At 35.7% G+C, this 15607-nt stretch carries 15 protein-coding genes; 5 read left to right on the top strand and 10 right to left on the bottom strand.

Annotated features, from left to right (window positions below):
* Positions 1–3: 3 nt before the first annotated feature.
* The 3 genes from OSH00_RS05375 to OSH00_RS05365 are packed head-to-tail and all read right to left on the bottom strand — an operon-like array spanning position 4 to position 6417.
* Positions 4–1035, bottom strand: coding sequence for an RHS repeat domain-containing protein (locus OSH00_RS05375; RefSeq protein WP_420909506.1), 1032 nt, complete (start codon positions 1033–1035; stop codon positions 4–6).
* A gap of 10 nt (positions 1036–1045) precedes the next feature.
* Positions 1046–6037, bottom strand: coding sequence for an RHS repeat domain-containing protein (locus OSH00_RS05370; RefSeq protein ID WP_266129571.1), 4992 nt, complete (start codon positions 6035–6037; stop codon positions 1046–1048).
* Between the two features lie 38 nt (positions 6038–6075).
* Positions 6076–6417 carry a hypothetical protein gene (locus tag OSH00_RS05365; protein WP_266129570.1) on the bottom strand — a complete coding sequence of 114 codons (342 nt, stop codon included), beginning with the start codon at positions 6415–6417 and terminating at the stop codon, positions 6076–6078.
* Between the two features lie 110 nt (positions 6418–6527).
* Between OSH00_RS05365 and OSH00_RS05360 the strand changes: the two genes are divergently transcribed.
* From OSH00_RS05360 to OSH00_RS05345, 4 genes are all read left to right on the top strand, one after another.
* The gene (locus tag OSH00_RS05360; protein ID WP_266129569.1) at positions 6528–6863 is read left to right on the top strand and encodes a hypothetical protein; all 336 of its coding nucleotides are present in this window, start codon (positions 6528–6530) and stop codon (positions 6861–6863) included.
* A 90-nt stretch (positions 6864–6953) separates the two neighbouring features.
* Positions 6954–7187, top strand: a complete 234-nt coding sequence (locus tag OSH00_RS05355; protein ID WP_266129846.1) for a hypothetical protein — start codon at positions 6954–6956, stop codon at positions 7185–7187.
* Positions 7188–7273: 86 nt separating this feature from the next.
* Positions 7274–7615 carry a hypothetical protein gene (locus tag OSH00_RS05350; protein ID WP_266129568.1) on the top strand — a complete coding sequence of 114 codons (342 nt, stop codon included), beginning with the start codon at positions 7274–7276 and terminating at the stop codon, positions 7613–7615.
* Positions 7616–7674: 59 nt separating this feature from the next.
* Complete coding sequence (locus OSH00_RS05345) at positions 7675–7992, top strand: ABC transporter ATP-binding protein (RefSeq protein WP_266129567.1); 318 nt, start codon at positions 7675–7677, stop codon at positions 7990–7992.
* Positions 7993–8206: 214 nt separating this feature from the next.
* Here the strand turns inward: OSH00_RS05345 and OSH00_RS05340 are convergent, their stop codons facing one another.
* The 7 genes from OSH00_RS05340 to OSH00_RS05310 form a co-directional block, all read right to left on the bottom strand.
* The gene (locus tag OSH00_RS05340; protein WP_266129566.1) at positions 8207–9262 is read right to left on the bottom strand and encodes a 3-deoxy-7-phosphoheptulonate synthase; all 1056 of its coding nucleotides are present in this window, start codon (positions 9260–9262) and stop codon (positions 8207–8209) included.
* Between the two features lie 449 nt (positions 9263–9711).
* Positions 9712–11853 (bottom strand): sensor domain-containing protein, encoded by a 2142-nt coding sequence (locus OSH00_RS05335; protein ID WP_266129565.1) that lies wholly within the window; start codon positions 11851–11853, stop codon positions 9712–9714.
* A 323-nt stretch (positions 11854–12176) separates the two neighbouring features.
* Positions 12177–13043, bottom strand: coding sequence for an MBL fold metallo-hydrolase (locus tag OSH00_RS05330; protein ID WP_277613799.1), 867 nt, complete (start codon positions 13041–13043; stop codon positions 12177–12179).
* Positions 13044–13049: 6 nt separating this feature from the next.
* Positions 13050–13460, bottom strand: coding sequence for a DUF6691 family protein (locus OSH00_RS05325; protein WP_266129563.1), 411 nt, complete (start codon positions 13458–13460; stop codon positions 13050–13052).
* A 2-nt stretch (positions 13461–13462) separates the two neighbouring features.
* Positions 13463–13879 (bottom strand): YeeE/YedE family protein, encoded by a 417-nt coding sequence (locus tag OSH00_RS05320; protein ID WP_266129562.1) that lies wholly within the window; start codon positions 13877–13879, stop codon positions 13463–13465.
* A 170-nt stretch (positions 13880–14049) separates the two neighbouring features.
* Positions 14050–14796 carry an ATPase gene (locus OSH00_RS05315; protein ID WP_266129561.1) on the bottom strand — a complete coding sequence of 249 codons (747 nt, stop codon included), beginning with the start codon at positions 14794–14796 and terminating at the stop codon, positions 14050–14052.
* 6 nt (positions 14797–14802) lie between these two features.
* Entirely contained in the window at positions 14803–15060 is a 258-nt protein-coding gene (locus tag OSH00_RS05310) for a hypothetical protein (protein ID WP_266129560.1), read from the bottom strand.
* A 231-nt stretch (positions 15061–15291) separates the two neighbouring features.
* Here OSH00_RS05310 and OSH00_RS05305 point away from each other — a divergent pair, with 231 nt between their 5' ends.
* On the top strand, positions 15292–15603 hold the full coding sequence (locus OSH00_RS05305) for an ArsR/SmtB family transcription factor (protein ID WP_266129559.1): 312 nt from the start codon (positions 15292–15294) through the stop codon (positions 15601–15603).
* Positions 15604–15607 lie beyond the last annotated feature (4 nt).

Genomic DNA, 15607 nt, shown 5'->3' with positions numbered 1-15607 from the left:
CAATTAATAAGCAGGTAAAAAAGGAGGCATTCTTCCTGAGGGAATTTTTCCTCTACTTGCATAATTTAGTAATCCAATAGCACCTAATGTTATTGCAGCAGCAGAAGAATATTTCAATCTTTCATCTGGAGTTAGTTTATCTCCTCTTTCTTTAGTATAGAATATTAAACCATTAATTGGTGCACTCGTAGTATCATAGCGTATCGTATACCAATAACCATCAAGGTAAGGCATTTTGAAATTCTGTACTGTATTTGGTAATACTCCACTTGTATTAACTTGTCCAGTGAAATTGATTCCAGCTACTAATTTATAAGTACGTAATTGCTCTAAAGCACCATTATAAAGTGATTTGTCATATAAATAGGATATTGGTTTAAGCTCAACTAAATTCATACCCGCACTATCAAAAAAAGATCTTTCAACACCATCAGGTTTAAAACCGAGCCCCCAAGCTGACCAAGAAACTCCGCCTTCCCAATTGCTTGCACTAGAATCTAATTGATAAGCAAAAACATTATGTACGATGGTTCCAAAAACCCATGGCATCCATACATTTGGTTCCTTTTCAACAGATGTACCTTGAGGGTCTCTGAAAGTATAACTATCATTCCACCCATACTGATAACGATTGGTCTGCCCATGACCTTTTTCTAGAAAAGTCACAGGATCAGGTTGATAAAACCTCCCCAACACAGGGTTATAGTGACGTTGCTTTAAATAAACCAAATCATCAGCATCTTGAACCCCACCAACAAAAGCATTGGGGTTCTTTAAATTGCTTGGCTTCTTATATTGCAGTTGTTGACCAAAAGGTGCGTATTGATAAGACTGACTGACTACACCCTGTTCATTGATCACTTTTAAAGTTGAGCCATCAAAGTTCTGAACATGATATTGAATCCGATCCTTCGCCAGTGTGAGCTGACTAAGGAGTAAAACAAAACTCAACAACATCAATTGAACAGCAGATGACCAAACTTTGTTTGACTGCATATTTTTATTTTTCATCGCTTTTATCATTTTTATTCTCATGATTTTCCCCTTAGTCATCTTCCAAGATCATATCTAAGATTGCAGGTAACCAAGCTGCCATATCTTCGTCAGGATCAGGTTCATTCGGATGAATCAGAGGATCTAAAACGCCTTTAGCCCCCAATAACTTATATTCATAACCATCCTTGTAACCATCACCATCTGAATCTGGATTATTTGGATCAGAACCAATAAAACGTTCAAGATAATCAGGTAAGCCATCATCATCGCTGTCCACATAACTGTCTAACAAGTTATTGATACCAAACTCTGCGCCTTCAAAATCATTCATCAAGTCGAAGCCTTTACTGTTGGTATCTGGATAACGCTCTAATGTTGCAACTAATTTTCCAGCGACATAAACATAAGCTTTGTTATAACCAGATTGATGGTTAATGTCATAAACGAGATTACCTGCGGAATCATAGATATAGTCAGTAATTCCATCATCACGTACAGCACGAACACGTAAGCCTTCAGTATTATAAATATAGCTTTCATTTCCATTTTTACTGATACGATAGTAAGCGTCATAATCCAAAGCACGAATACCATCATTGGTGACATTACCCATGGCATCATAACTAAAGTTATAAGGTGAGCCATTCACATTAGCTAAACGTGATGTTCCGTTTACATAATTATAGGTATATGAAGCAGGTGCAACGATTTGACTCTTGGAGGTGATATTGACTGAACTAATATCATCATTGTTATAAAAATACTGATACCGTGCCTGATCAAGCTCGACTTGTTTCATTAAGCCTGTACCATAGCGATCAATGACAGCGTTATAAGTCGCCCCACAATAATCACTCATTCTATTGATACGATTCAAAGCATCATAACCATAACCAATATTCAGCACACATTTATTTAAACTGGTCGAACTTACCCCAGTAGGTAAGCCACTGTTGGAGTACGCATATGTCCAAGCCACATCTCCATTTGCTTGTACCGATGTCAGTTGATTCATCGCATTATAGTTAAGTCCCTGAATCACGTTCGGTATCGAATAAACTTCACCAAAGGCATTTTGATCAGACAAGTTCACAGACTTACCATTTGGATAAATAATAGAAACCACTTGATTGAGATTGTTGTAACCAAATGTCGTGGTATAGCCATAGTTGGCATTGTTGGAATTAATATTTTGTGTCAATGAAACAACACGACCAAAGCCATCACGACCATAACCTTGAGATGTATTGGCATTACTGCTTGAGTTTAAACGACCTGCTAAACTATACCCATAATTGGTTGTTACACCACGCCACGTACGAGAACTGATCAAATCATTGATTGGATAATATTGGATTGTCTCAACTGAACCATCTTGGTGGCTGATCGTTTTGATTCTACCTGTCGCATCATAGCCATAAACTTTTTGACCATTGATGCCATTATCACGTTCAGTCGCTAAAGAACCATTACTGTTATAGCTATAACTTTGTGTAGACGCTCCTGATGTAGCTACAGTAGGTTTTAATAAACCTAGATTGTAGTCTGTAGAGGTCGTAAACACAGAACCATCATTACCTTTGCGGTTGACCAGTGTTTTAAGATTTGCACTAAAATCACCGACCGCTAAATAATCAGATTCAGTCGTTCCATAAGCATCAGAACTGAGACTGATTGCACCCGTACGTCCACTACAGGATTGATAACAATAGTTAATCGTTACACCGTTGTCGTTTACGGTCAATGGTCGATCAAAAATATCATAACTGGTTCGTACGCCTTCACTTGTGCCGTTCGTTGAAGGGTTTGAACTAAAGGTCACGTTGCCAAAAGCATCATAGCTATTAGAATTCACCACTGTTTTATTTGAAGTGTTTTCTGATGAATAAATAAGAAGTCCATCACCATTGTATTTTTCAGACTTACTATAACTACCACCATTTTGCATGGTTCTGGTAATGTTTAAACCATCATAATTAATATGGGTATAACTCAAACCAACAATTGGCGTTTCAACAATTAATCGACCTGCATCATCATATTGCTTTTGTGAACGTATACCATCTGCGTCAGTATGAAAGATAATATTACCAAGATCATCAACTGTATTCGTTTCTTGGCCACCATTGGCTAAACGTATATTGTTTGGTATACCCTTTTTATAACCTGAGTATTGTGTAATTTGCTGACCATTTCCAGCATCTACTTCTAAAGGTAAACCTGTATGTTTTTCTCCTGTCATATAACCAGAGAAACAGCTCGCAAATTTAGACCAAGCAAAGTCAGCTAAATTCCCAAGGCAAGTACTAAAAGAAACGGTTTCATATTTAAACTTGGTTGTACGTCCTTCTTTATTTTCTGTGGTAATTGCACCTTGAACATCGTAATCAATCGATTGCGTTGTATAACCATTCGAGGTCTTTTGACGAGGTAATCCCGTTATCCAAGGTAAATTGCCATCATTTACGGCACTATTGTTTGGATCTGCATTAAAATAACTGACACTGACACTTGGTAACGATATAGCGCCTGTACCTTTTAGCCCTGTGGACTCTATGGTTTGAGCATTTCCATATTGATCAAAATCTCTGTAAATCGTACTGTAAGTACCATAATGATCGACTGTTTTTTTAGACATCCTGATCAGTGAAACATCTTCGTTATCCGTATAATTATCATTGGTTGTTTTTGGTTTTTGCCCAATGAGATTAAGTAATGCCCATTCATAGGATTCAGTTCGTGAATCAATCGTTACTCGCTTAAGTAAACCATGTAAAAAGCTTTCAGCAATTCCACCTTCAAAAGCATTCATGACATAAACATATGCCTTCGTAACGCCTGTAGTTGTATCTTTGGTTGTTACAGTAGTTGTTTGTTCTTTTGCATCTTTATTACGGCTGTATCTATATGTAATTTGTAAGGGATTAATATCTATTCCACTATAGTTAGAATTATTCACTTTAAAAGATTTATTTTCACTAAAACCAGGTCGTGAATCATTGACTAAAGAATATGCCCAACCTGCAGATTTGACGTTAATAAGACCATTGGATGAAGCTTTATAATATTTAATTCCAGTGAGGTCACTATAAAACCACATATAGCCTTGCGAAGTTATTCCATTTACTGACTTTGGGTGATTTCCTACGATCCGATATGGTCCTCCATATTCATAAGTAATCGCATCGCCACTAATATCTCCTGCTGTTCTTAAGTAAACATTTGCTGTTTGTTTAGTTTGAACCTGACCAACTGTATTGGTACTTCCTGGGATAGAATCATTATTTAGATAACTACTCATACTTCCTGGATAATAGACATAAGCTTTCCAAACCAAATATTTATTATTCATAAAGCGTTGAATACTATTTAAAACAACATCACCAGAATAATTAGAAAAATCTTCCTTATACCCTGTAAGTATTGAACCATTTTTATATTTTGCATATGTTAAAATTAGCTCATCTTTTGTAGAAATGTCTTTTCCATCAAGTTGGTGTTTTACACTTTCTAAAAAGAATTTAGATGAATTATTGTATCCTTGATAAGTTTTATTCGTATTTTCCATCTTATGATAATTCATGAGATAAGACTCACCAAACTGATTTTCGACTTTAGATGCATAAATGCTTACACGCCCAGCTATATATTGACTTGAAAATACAGTTGGAAAACCTGTTTGATTTTCTCTATTTTGAATTGGAAATAGATAACTCGTTCCATTTGGTGCTCGTACTTTAAAGTCATTACCACCATTCTCACAGGAAATAAACCAATTATCTTGTGAGATATACTTTGCTGATTGAGGGTATCCACTTACACCACTTTTAATTGGATAGAATGTAATATTTTTTTGCCCTGGAAGATATAAACTAATTGGTCTTTGACGAGGATCAACTTGTGAATACAAAGAATAGTCCGGTCTATTTACATAAGTTCTTGTGAATTCCCAAGGATGCTCACTAATATATTGGTTATATCCATTCCACTTTTTTTCTAGTAAAGCTAACATTGTATTTGCATATGCATTAGTTTGAAATAATATATTTAACTGTGCTACGCTTAATGACATGCCATCGTTATCTTTTAGAATAATTGGCTTACTAGAACCTACACTATAAAAGTTAACTGTTAGACTTTTTGCTGTTAATATTTGCGTATCAAAACTGCTAATTACTTTTTCAGCAAAAGGTCTAAAATTTGTGTAATCGTTATCGCCTTTATAAAGCACTCTTTCAAAACCATCTGCTGTAATAATAACTTTATTTATTCTTTTATTAAAGAAAAGGCTGTTAAAAGTAAAAACTGATAAATTTAAATGTGTAATCAGAGCATTAATTACAGCTTGATTATTTTTATTATTTTCAAATATTAAAGAATCTCGATTATTCTTGACAGAATCTGGAACTGCAATTTGTACACCCTGTATACTGCCTAATATATTGTAGGGAATATCAGAATATATTTTTGAAGAAATATTAACATTATAAAAAGAATTAGGGTCTATTCCTCTTTGTTCAGCTGTAGATATAGAAATCGCATAAGCTAAATTTTTAAAATAATTAGAATTAGCTAATTGCCAGAGTTCTTGTACAGTTTCACTTTTATATCCACTATCAATAATAGTTGTATCATAAACAGGTTTACCGTAACTATCATTTCCAGTTTTAGCATCGCCATTGGCTATGCATATACCTGCCCCGTCATCACCTTGAAGTTTTGTAGATGCCCCTGTCATCATCACCAATCTTGGTGACTCTAACTCCCAATTCCCCATAGAACGAAAACCATTATTGACCTTTCCATAAGAACGGGAAAGTGTAAAATTCAACCCTCGCTCGCCCTTTAAAGTAACTTCTGGAATATCATAGACAAGGTTTCCACTCATTAAGTCAACATAACCATTCGGTGTTTTTTCTTGTCCTGTATCCCCAACACTTTGATCAGAAGGAAATGAAGTCATTGCAACAGACCAGTCAATTGGTCCTGCATAGAGGACCGAACAAAATAAACTACATATCAAACTAAGTATTATTTTCATAAGAATTGTCCATTTTTATAATTAGATTGTATTTAGAATTAGCGTTCTACACTAATCATACTTATATCTTCACCATCACCCCAACGACTACAAGTACCTGCCCCATCTATCAACACAGTTTTATTAGTAGCCTGAGCCATCATCAAAAGTGCTAATTGTCTTTTCCCTGCTGAACTATTTTCATTTTTAATCATCATGTACCAATTCGTTGCGCAAGCTGGTCTATTTCCTGTACGTTCACCTGAGATATACACCCAAACTAAACCATCTTCATCTCTCACGTTAATCGCCTGAACTTTCCCCTTGTATGTACTCGCTAAAGCATTTCCAACAAAGATCAGTTGAAACACGATAAAAACAACGGATAATATTTTTTTCATTTCAACCCTGTTTACTTTTTCTAATAAGTCGTATATAAAAAATACATATTTTTAAGAAAAAATACAATATCCACACAATTAATTCATAAAATTTATTAGAGAGGCTTCAAATGCTGAAGAAATTTTTTTTTGGTTTACTTCTATCAATATCAATATCGCAAATAGCTTTCGGTATAGAAGGAGTCATTGGTAGGAAAATTGTGCATGTTGGATGCAATGCTTACAACGGAACCTGTTTTATAAAGCTAAACGGAAGCGCTATCGGTTCCACTTTGAAATGTTTAGTAGGAGAAACTAATGAATTTCGCTTTGATTCTTCAACAACAGTAGGTAGAAGAACGTACGCGTCTTTATATGGTGCATTTATAGCAAAGAAAACTGTTGATGTTCATCTTGATGGCTGTTTTGATAATAAACCAACTTTAGTTTGGTTTCACATTTATTAAGGGATAGACATGAAAATAATTATTATTTTTATTACTGTGTTTTTCTGTACTCAATCTTTCGCAATAGTTAATTGTGGGCCTTATAAAGTGATGCAAATTCAGACCCAAGAAACAGATTTATTAGCTTTGCTTAAATCTCAAAGTGGTCAAGAGTCGTGGAAACAAATTGGTTCATGGTCAAAACCGTCTACAAAACCATATTTAGCGATTCTCATGCAAGCCTATGCAATGAAAAAGAATATTACTTTGCGTTACATTACTGACAGTTATAACTGTGATGAAACTGATTATATAACTGTTCCATGGATGGTTAGAATGTCTTAGGTTTAATTGAAATTGTAAAATTTTATATAAACAGTAGTTTTTAAACTTGTAGCCCAACTATTATCATGTCAAATAAGGTGATAAAAATGAAAAGAATTATCTTTTTACTACTGATTTTGCTCAACCAATCTGTTTTTGCTGCCGATATTATGTGCACTGGAAAAGTAAGTGGTGTGTCAATAAATCCACGTACTGGTGGACTTTTAGCGAATACTGTAGGTGGTTTAAGTAGCCCTATATTGTGCAGTACATCAACAACATTAAATGAAATTTCTCCTTCAAATTGTAGTAAGTTATTTGCTGTATTACTTACTGCTCAAATTACAAAAAGAACGGTTACTTTGTATTTTTCTGGAGCTCAGAGTTGTTCCGATTTTCAACCATGGACTTTAGCTGGAGGATTTTATCATTATATTTTAAACGATTAATTGACTACAAATGCATTCTAAAATTCAAACAATAACATTTAAATCAAGGAAATACAGCGATGAAGAAAATATTATTATTGGTGATTCTACTTACCCAGCAAACTTTTGCAGCTGAAACATATGTATCTGGAAGAGTTTCTGATATTACAAGTATAACTGATGGATTACTAATACGATTAGAAACTAGAGAGGTTCCTAGAATTTGCGAAAATAGAAATCCTTGGGGTTACTTAATCATACCGCAAGCCAGAAAAACTATTCTAGCAGCATTCTTAATGAATTGGGCTAGAAAAAAACCTCAAGTAACGCTATATGTTGATGAAAATCAAGGAAGTGCATCTTTTTGTACCATTAAACAAATTGATCATCAAAGTTAAAAACTAATTTCCTTATTCAAATTATTAAGTTCTTTTTGCTTAATCAACTTAATATAGATTTCGAAATAAAGTAAATTTGAAGTTTTTTCAATCAATTAAGTTTACTCGTTTTTTGTACCAATCAAAAAAATAAATGTTCAATTACAGCTTATAGGTCGACTAGATTAACACATTGCTAATCTAGTATAGCCTTTATAAAAATTACATATTGTATTTATGCTGTACACGCTAAACTCTTTTCAGAAAGCTGTTCAGCCACATCTAAGAGTAACTGCTCAGTTTTACTCCAACCTAGACAACCATCCGTAATAGATTGACCATAGGTCATATCACAAGAAATTTTCTGATTGCCATCAACCAAATGACTTTCCAACATGACACCACGTACATGGGTTAAATGTCTTTCTTCAATAATCTGCTGTAAAACCAATGGTTGTTTTAAAGGATCTTTACTGCTGTTGCCATGGCTACAGTCAATCACCAATGCAGGTAATTTTCCCTGATGTTGATGACGGATCTGCTGAATCGATTCTGCATCATAATTGGTCCCTTTGTTTGAACCACGCAAGATGATATGCGCCAAAGGATTGCCCTGACTATGTACGATACACGGTGTACCTTTTTGGCTCATCGCAAGGAATTGATGCGGATGGCTTGCAGATTGGATTGCATCTAAAGCAATTTGAATCGAACCATCGGTACCATTTTTGAAGCCGATGCTGAAAGGCATATGACTTGAAATTTCACGATGGATTTGTGATTCACTGGTCCGTGCACCAATTGCGCCCCATGCCAATAAATCATCAAAATATGCCGTTGCCATTGGACTTAAAATTTCACTGGCAATCGGCAGACCTTTTTCTATAATTTGTAAATACAGTTGGCGTGACTTTTCCAAACCCAACTGCATATTTGCAGAGCCATCTAGATTCGGGTCATATAAGAAACCTTTCCAGCCGACAGTTGTACGTGGTTTTTCAATATAGGCACGCATCACCAGAAAAATATGGTCTGAAACTTTTTTTTGTAGTTGGATAAGACGAGCTGCGTATTCAAGTGCAGATTTTTCATCATGAATTGAGCATGGGCCTGTAATCACAAGCAAGCGGTGGTCTGAACCATCCAGAATGTTTTGAATTGTTTGACGTTGTTCAAATATTTGTAAGGCAAGCTTATGTTGTAATGGGAATTTTTCTTTTAACTCAACAGGCAGAGCCAACTGAGTTTCTATGGTTTGATCTTGTTGTAAAGCAATATTCAGAGCATTCATCACGTATTCCTTTGGACTCTCAATCAGTCCTAACTTTTATTTGAGCGTATGGGATCTATTCAAATGGGCAATCAGATTGTTCATTTGACCAAAGTAAAACCAATAAAAGTTACTAAAGTATACTGCGTTAAATTTCATCATGATATTCTCCAAAATCTTTAAATTAAAACGATTTAAAATCTTTAATATTAGGCATAAAAAAACCTGACCGGGGTTGCCCGATCAGGTATTAACTTGGATGGGCAACCATTTCAGTGCCCGAACGACTTCAGGCAACTATCTAAAGAATTGCCAGAAATAATAAGAAGTAGCGATTGTAGCTTGCTTTAACATCTTTATATCGTTCATAAAATCTGTATTGAATTTACAATACTCGGTGTGTCATGACTTTTCAAGCTATTTTTAAAATAATTTTGATTTTATATGAACACCCTGAATTTGGCATATCTTTAGTGATATACATATGGTGAAACGGTAATCTCTCTAGCCAACATTTTTTTGACTTGATCTGCGGTGATCGCTGCACTAAATAAGAAACCTTGACCGAATTTGCATCCTATCGCAATTAAACTGTCTAATTGTTGCGTGGTTTCGATTCCCTCAGCAACAATATCTAAAGATAGAATCGGACCCAGTTTGGCAATTCCTTCAACGATTGCCTTGATTGAATCTTCCTCATGCATACGATTCACAAAATTATAGTCGATCTTCAGACTATCTACTGGATAATCTCGGATATGTGACATTGAAGAATGCCCTGTCCCAAAATCATCTAAGGCGATACGCACCCCTGCATTTTTAAGTTTTTTTAATGCCCGAACCACATATTCATAACCACGATCTGCAAGTACATGCTCAGTTATTTCAATTTCAATCAAATGTGTCGGAATTGCATAGTTCATTAGTCGTTTAAGTAAAGTTTCAGCGTAATTATCCCGCATAAACTCTACCGGTGATGCATTAATCGAAATGGGAACCACTTTTAATCCCAGACTCATCCAGTACGACATATCGGTAAAAATACGATCATGCATAATTTCACTGATTTTAGTAGCCAACTCAAAATCATTGAATGCTTCTGCGACAGTAGAAGGAAAATACACCTCTCCCTCCGGATCTCGCCATCTCAATAACGCTTCAAATCCAATAATTGAACAATCATCGAGTTTTACTTTAGGCTGATAGAATGCTTCTACCTGATTACTCCGAATCATGTGTCGTGCAGTATGTAATTGTTTAGCTTTACGCTGTGCTGTTTCAAACATGTCAGCCCCAAACATACGTACACCACCACGCCCACGTTCTTTTAAATCATTCAATGCCGTATCTGCACATTTTAAAAGTCCCGAACCATCTTTCGCGTCATCAGGATAAATCGAACCACCAATACTCATCCCGCCGTTTAATAGCTTGCCACTATAAGTAATTGGGGCTTCTAATTGTTTTAATATTTTTTTTGAGATTGTTTCAATTCGTTGATGGCTTTCTACCTTTTCAACCACCACTGCAAACTCATCTCCACCCAGTCTCGCAATATAGGCATGTTCATCAAGACAATTGGCTAGTCGTTTCGATAGAACCTTGAGTAAATGATCTCCCGCTGAATGCCCTAAAGTATCGTTGATATGTTTGAAATGGTCGAGGTCAAGTAACAATAATCCAATTTTGCCACGGCAATCTCGGGCTTTACCAATTGAGGATTTCAGTCTTTTTTTGAATATACGACGGTTCATCAGACTCGTCATTTCATCAAATTCGCTGTTTAGTCTTAGCTTTTCTTCAGCAATGCGTTGTTTGGTAATATCTCTTGATACACACAGAATACTGGTGGTTTGCCCTAGTGCATTGATTATAGGTGTCAATATATTGTCCCAATACATCGTGACATTATTAAAAACACTCTTTCCAGCAAATCGAACATTTTTCCCTTTTGCTGCTTCTTTGATTGCCTTTTTACCCTGCTCTCTCACTTCAGGAGGTAACAGACCCAGCCACTGCATACCAAAAGCAGTGACATTCTCCTGTCCAAGTAGTGCCCGACAGCCTGCTTTATTCATATGTGAAACAAAACCATCTGGACTAATGATTTTGATACAGTCAACACTGACATCCAACATGTCGGTATTGGCTTTTAATAGTTGTCGGGTTTCATGTAATTTTGAAAAATGCTCATGAATGTGGGTACAGGTGATTGTCCAATCGAAATATTTCTTTTGATATAACGTGCTTTGTGCAATTAACAAAAACCATTGATATTCACCATCATGTCGTTTGATACGACATTCTTGTTCAAAACGCTGACCTGTCTTTTGAGCTTTGGTCCAAATGTTATGGATAAGCGTTCTATCTTCTGGATATAAAAAATCCATCCATTGATGAGCGTCAATATTATTATGATCAATTCCGAAATATTGCTTTAAAGCGGTATTACAATAAGTTTCACCAAATTTAGTCATCCAAATTAAATGTGGAAGTTGATCTAAAGTAAACTTAACTTCATTTGAAATTTGCACACACTGCGGCTTTATAGAATTCCGAGACGAACTCACCTGATTCATATTACGATCATAAGGTAAATGAGCGCCAGCCATAGATTAATCCTATAATATCAATGCAAATTCAATATAAACTCTTTTTCTAGATCATATATTTTAGTCACATGTTTATTTTGCGATCATTAACAGAAATGTTAAGCCTTTCATTTATCAGAAAATAAATTGATTCAGATCACACTTCAATAGAAGAGTGTAAAATTATAGACAAAATGAGCAATAAAATCTATGTTTAAATGATTTTCTAGTATTTTTCTAATCTATCTATATCTGATTATTGCGGATATGTTTATTCGCAATAATCAATGCAAGTTTTTATACTTATCTTGGTGCAAGTGCCTATTTTTCTGGAAAATTTCCCATCATTTAAAATAATTTAGCGGTAACTTTAGGTATCGAATCCCATTACTTTCAGGTTCCGGAAACTTACCCGCATCCATATTGATTTGAATCGCTGGAAGAATCAGTTTAGGCATGGATAAAGTTGCATCACGTTGTTCACGCATGTCAATAAATGCTGCTTTAGTAACACCTGTATGGATATGAATATTTTTTTGGCGTTGGGTTTTGATATCAGTTTGGCAGTTATAGTCTGTACGTGACTCAGGAAGATAGTCATGGCATAAGAAAATACGAGTGTCATCTGCCAGTTTAAAAATCTGCATGACAGAATCATAAAGTTGAGCTGCACTACCTTTAGGAAAATCACAACGAGCAGTACCATAATCTGGCATAAACAATGTGTCACCCACAAATGCCGCATCGCCGATCACATAAGTTAAACATGCAGGCGTATGACCAGGTGTCGGAATATTGTAAGCCTCTAATTGACCTATTTTAAAAACTTCATGATCTTTAAAGAAATAGTCAAATGAGTGATGTGAGTTTAATGTTTTTATATCGACATGATAAATTCGGCTAAAAGTGTCTTGTACGATGGCAATCTTTTCACTCATTGCAATTCGTCCACCGAGCTTTTGCTTTAAGTATTGAGAAGCCGTTAAATGATCAGCATGCACATGAGTTTCCAAAATCCAGTCAACACAAAGTTGCTCTTGTTGAACATATTCAATGATGCGATCTGCATGCTTTGTACTGGTTGTCGCTGATGCTGCATCATAATCCAACACGCTGTCAATAATTGCACAACATTTAGTTGTTGGATCGGTCACAACATAACTGAACGTGTTGCTGTTTTCATCAAAAAAATCTTGAACTATTGGATTCAACACCACCTAAACTCCTGCAATTTTACGGTGAATAAGCACACCAACCAACATGGCGACAATAAAGTACATAGCCGAATAAACGCCTGCGCCAATCAAAGTAAATGCGGGGGCTGGACATATGCCTGCAATTCCCCATCCTATTCCAAAAAGCACAGCGCCAAGGATTAACTTTGTATCAATTTTCGTATTGGTCGGTAAGTCGATTTTTTCATTAAATAGTGTGACTGGCTGACGTTTTACTTTCTGAAATGGTAAAAATGCGACCATGATCGCTCCGATCATGACAAAAGCCAAACTAGGGTCCCAATGCCCCAATATGTCTAAAAAACCAATAACTTTTGCAGGATTCGACATGCCTGAAAGCATCAGACCAATTGCAAATAAACCACCAAAAACAAAGGCAAATAAATTTTTCATGTTCATGCTCCCAATAGATGACGCATCACATAAACAGTGATGAATCCTGCCAGCATAAAAGTACAGGTTGCAATAATTGAACGCTTGGATAAACGGCTAATCCCACAAATACCATGTCCACTGGTACAGCCTGAACCCAGTCGCGTACCAAATCCCACCAAAAGACCTGCAATGATCAATAAAATTGGATCTGTCGTCATCATTTCAATTTGTGGATGAACAATGGAATTATAGATAAATGGTGTGATCAACAAACCTAATAGAAACCATAAGGCGGGCGTCTTCAACAGCATTTTAGGATTTAATACCTGGGCAACCAAGCCACTAATACCAGCAATACGTCCATTTACCAGTAGATAGCCGACAACAGCCAGTCCAAGTAAAGCGCCGCCAATGAAAGCAAGGATAAAATCATGCATCGTTTTAAACCCGAACAATATATTTTTTTATAATATATATTTTTATAATTTATTCAAGGTCATTTTTGTATAAGGACATAAACTCCTAATCAATAGCAGCTAAAACAAAGTACAACCACATTTGCAATGGGAGTTGTTGGCTTGACTGAGAAAAGATCTTCTCTTGAACGTCAAGTGAATTCATTCAAAACTTTGTCAACAAACCATTTAGGAAAGTAATGGACAGCTGGGTTTAATTTTAATACTTCAGCATTCTCGATTTCGGCAATGAAAGATGCCCTTTCCCCTTCGCTTGAATTATCAAAAATATATGCGCGATCAGAAACTTCAATCGCTGACATCAATAAATCCAAACTCCGATGATAACGTTCATAGACCTTTTTTTCCGGAACATCATGCCCACCTGCATATACACGATACTTAACACGTGCAATATTTATTTTAGGATCTACAGTCGCAACATAGTATAAATATGTCTTGAACCCTTGACGTTTCGCTTCACGTAAAAAATCGACTTTACTGACATGTGACATTACAGTTTCGAAGGTAAAACTTATTTTGAGCTTTAAAAATTCCATCCGAATAAAATCAATGATGCGCGCACAAAGATAAGAATCTATTTCTGCTAATTCAAAAACAATCACTTGATCATTCATGATTTTGGGTTGAGAGGATAATAGTGGTACTAATTTTTCATTTCTTTTACGCTTATTTTGGTTTAGAAACCTTAATAAAGCAGAAGCTGATAAATCTGTGTGATAATCGCTTAAACGAAGTTGCTGAGTCGCATACAACTGCTTTTCCAGTTCATCAGCATTTAAATACGCTCCAATTTGATTCGGCGCTAAATAGTCTTTGATGGTGCTTTTACCTGATCCATTCGGACCAGCAAACATTCTTATTCTTGGTGGTCGCATGTAAAATTATGCCAAGACCTCTTGTTTCTTTTTACGCTTTAAAACACTACGTTTGAGTTTAGGCAATGTATATGCTGCCGATAAGTCTTGAATAACGGTTATTTCACCGTGTAATTGTTGCACAAGCTGACCGTCTTTCACATAAGTGACACCCATATCAGACAAACTTGCCTGTTTAAATGCATGATGAAATGCATCAATAGCAAGCACTGGAATCGTTGCTTCTTCACGCAATGTCGTTTTCATAACTGTAAATTGATGCATGGAAAAATCCCCAACCTATGTGTGCGGTTTGAGTTATCATAACATACGCTGTATTTTTGTCTATTTATTCAACACCTTTCATACATGTCAATATACCGTTAATATTGTATCGACATCAAGGCGTATATATTTATAAAATTGATTTAGAAATTCACGAAAAAACATATGTTCTAATCCATGCGACATGCTTGGACACAGTTATACTAAGCCAAACCATGATGGAACCGTTTTATGCCCAACGATCTTAAAATTGATGTCATGCGTGACTCAGCCTCATCAGTCGTTACGATCCTAAAATCTTTAGCCAATACTGATCGTTTGCTCATTTTGTGTTATTTGGCTCAACAAGAGTTGAATGTTTCACAAATAGAAGAACATACTCAAATTAATCAACCTACACTCTCACAGCAATTAATGATGTTGCGCAAAAGTGATGTCGTTGCGACGCGCAGAGATGGAAAACAAATTTTTTATTCAATTAAAGACGACAAACTCACCACTGTCTTAAAAATGCTCTACGATCTTTACTGTCCTAAAATTTGAATTT

Origin of the sequence: Acinetobacter nematophilus (assembly GCF_026344175.1) — a bacterium.
GTDB lineage: Bacteria > Pseudomonadota > Gammaproteobacteria > Pseudomonadales > Moraxellaceae > Acinetobacter > Acinetobacter nematophilus.
The sequence above is the reverse complement of the archived record's forward strand: the minus strand, read 5'-3'. Positions and strand labels throughout refer to the sequence as shown.

Excerpts from the sequence above, each read along its gene's own strand:
- OSH00_RS05350 (WP_266129568.1), top strand. The coding sequence starts at position 7,274 with ATGAAAAGAATTATCTTTTTACTACTGATTTTGCTCAACCAATCTGTT.
- OSH00_RS05340 (WP_266129566.1), bottom strand. The coding sequence starts at position 9,262 with ATGAATGCTCTGAATATTGCTTTACAACAAGATCAAACCATAGAAACT.
- OSH00_RS05320 (WP_266129562.1), bottom strand. The coding sequence starts at position 13,879 with ATGCATGATTTTATCCTTGCTTTCATTGGCGGCGCTTTACTTGGACTG.
- OSH00_RS05345 (WP_266129567.1), top strand. The coding sequence starts at position 7,675 with ATGAAGAAAATATTATTATTGGTGATTCTACTTACCCAGCAAACTTTT.
- OSH00_RS05370 (WP_266129571.1), bottom strand. The coding sequence starts at position 6,037 with ATGAAAATAATACTTAGTTTGATATGTAGTTTATTTTGTTCGGTCCTC.
- OSH00_RS05315 (WP_266129561.1), bottom strand. The coding sequence starts at position 14,796 with ATGCGACCACCAAGAATAAGAATGTTTGCTGGTCCGAATGGATCAGGT.
- OSH00_RS05335 (WP_266129565.1), bottom strand. The coding sequence starts at position 11,853 with ATGGCTGGCGCTCATTTACCTTATGATCGTAATATGAATCAGGTGAGT.
- OSH00_RS05365 (WP_266129570.1), bottom strand. The coding sequence starts at position 6,417 with ATGAAAAAAATATTATCCGTTGTTTTTATCGTGTTTCAACTGATCTTT.
- OSH00_RS05355 (WP_266129846.1), top strand. The coding sequence starts at position 6,954 with ATGCAAATTCAGACCCAAGAAACAGATTTATTAGCTTTGCTTAAATCT.
- OSH00_RS05375 (WP_420909506.1), bottom strand. The coding sequence starts at position 1,035 with ATGAGAATAAAAATGATAAAAGCGATGAAAAATAAAAATATGCAGTCA.
- OSH00_RS05305 (WP_266129559.1), top strand. The coding sequence starts at position 15,292 with ATGCCCAACGATCTTAAAATTGATGTCATGCGTGACTCAGCCTCATCA.
- OSH00_RS05360 (WP_266129569.1), top strand. The coding sequence starts at position 6,528 with ATGCTGAAGAAATTTTTTTTTGGTTTACTTCTATCAATATCAATATCG.
- OSH00_RS05325 (WP_266129563.1), bottom strand. The coding sequence starts at position 13,460 with ATGAAAAATTTATTTGCCTTTGTTTTTGGTGGTTTATTTGCAATTGGT.
- OSH00_RS05310 (WP_266129560.1), bottom strand. The coding sequence starts at position 15,060 with ATGCATCAATTTACAGTTATGAAAACGACATTGCGTGAAGAAGCAACG.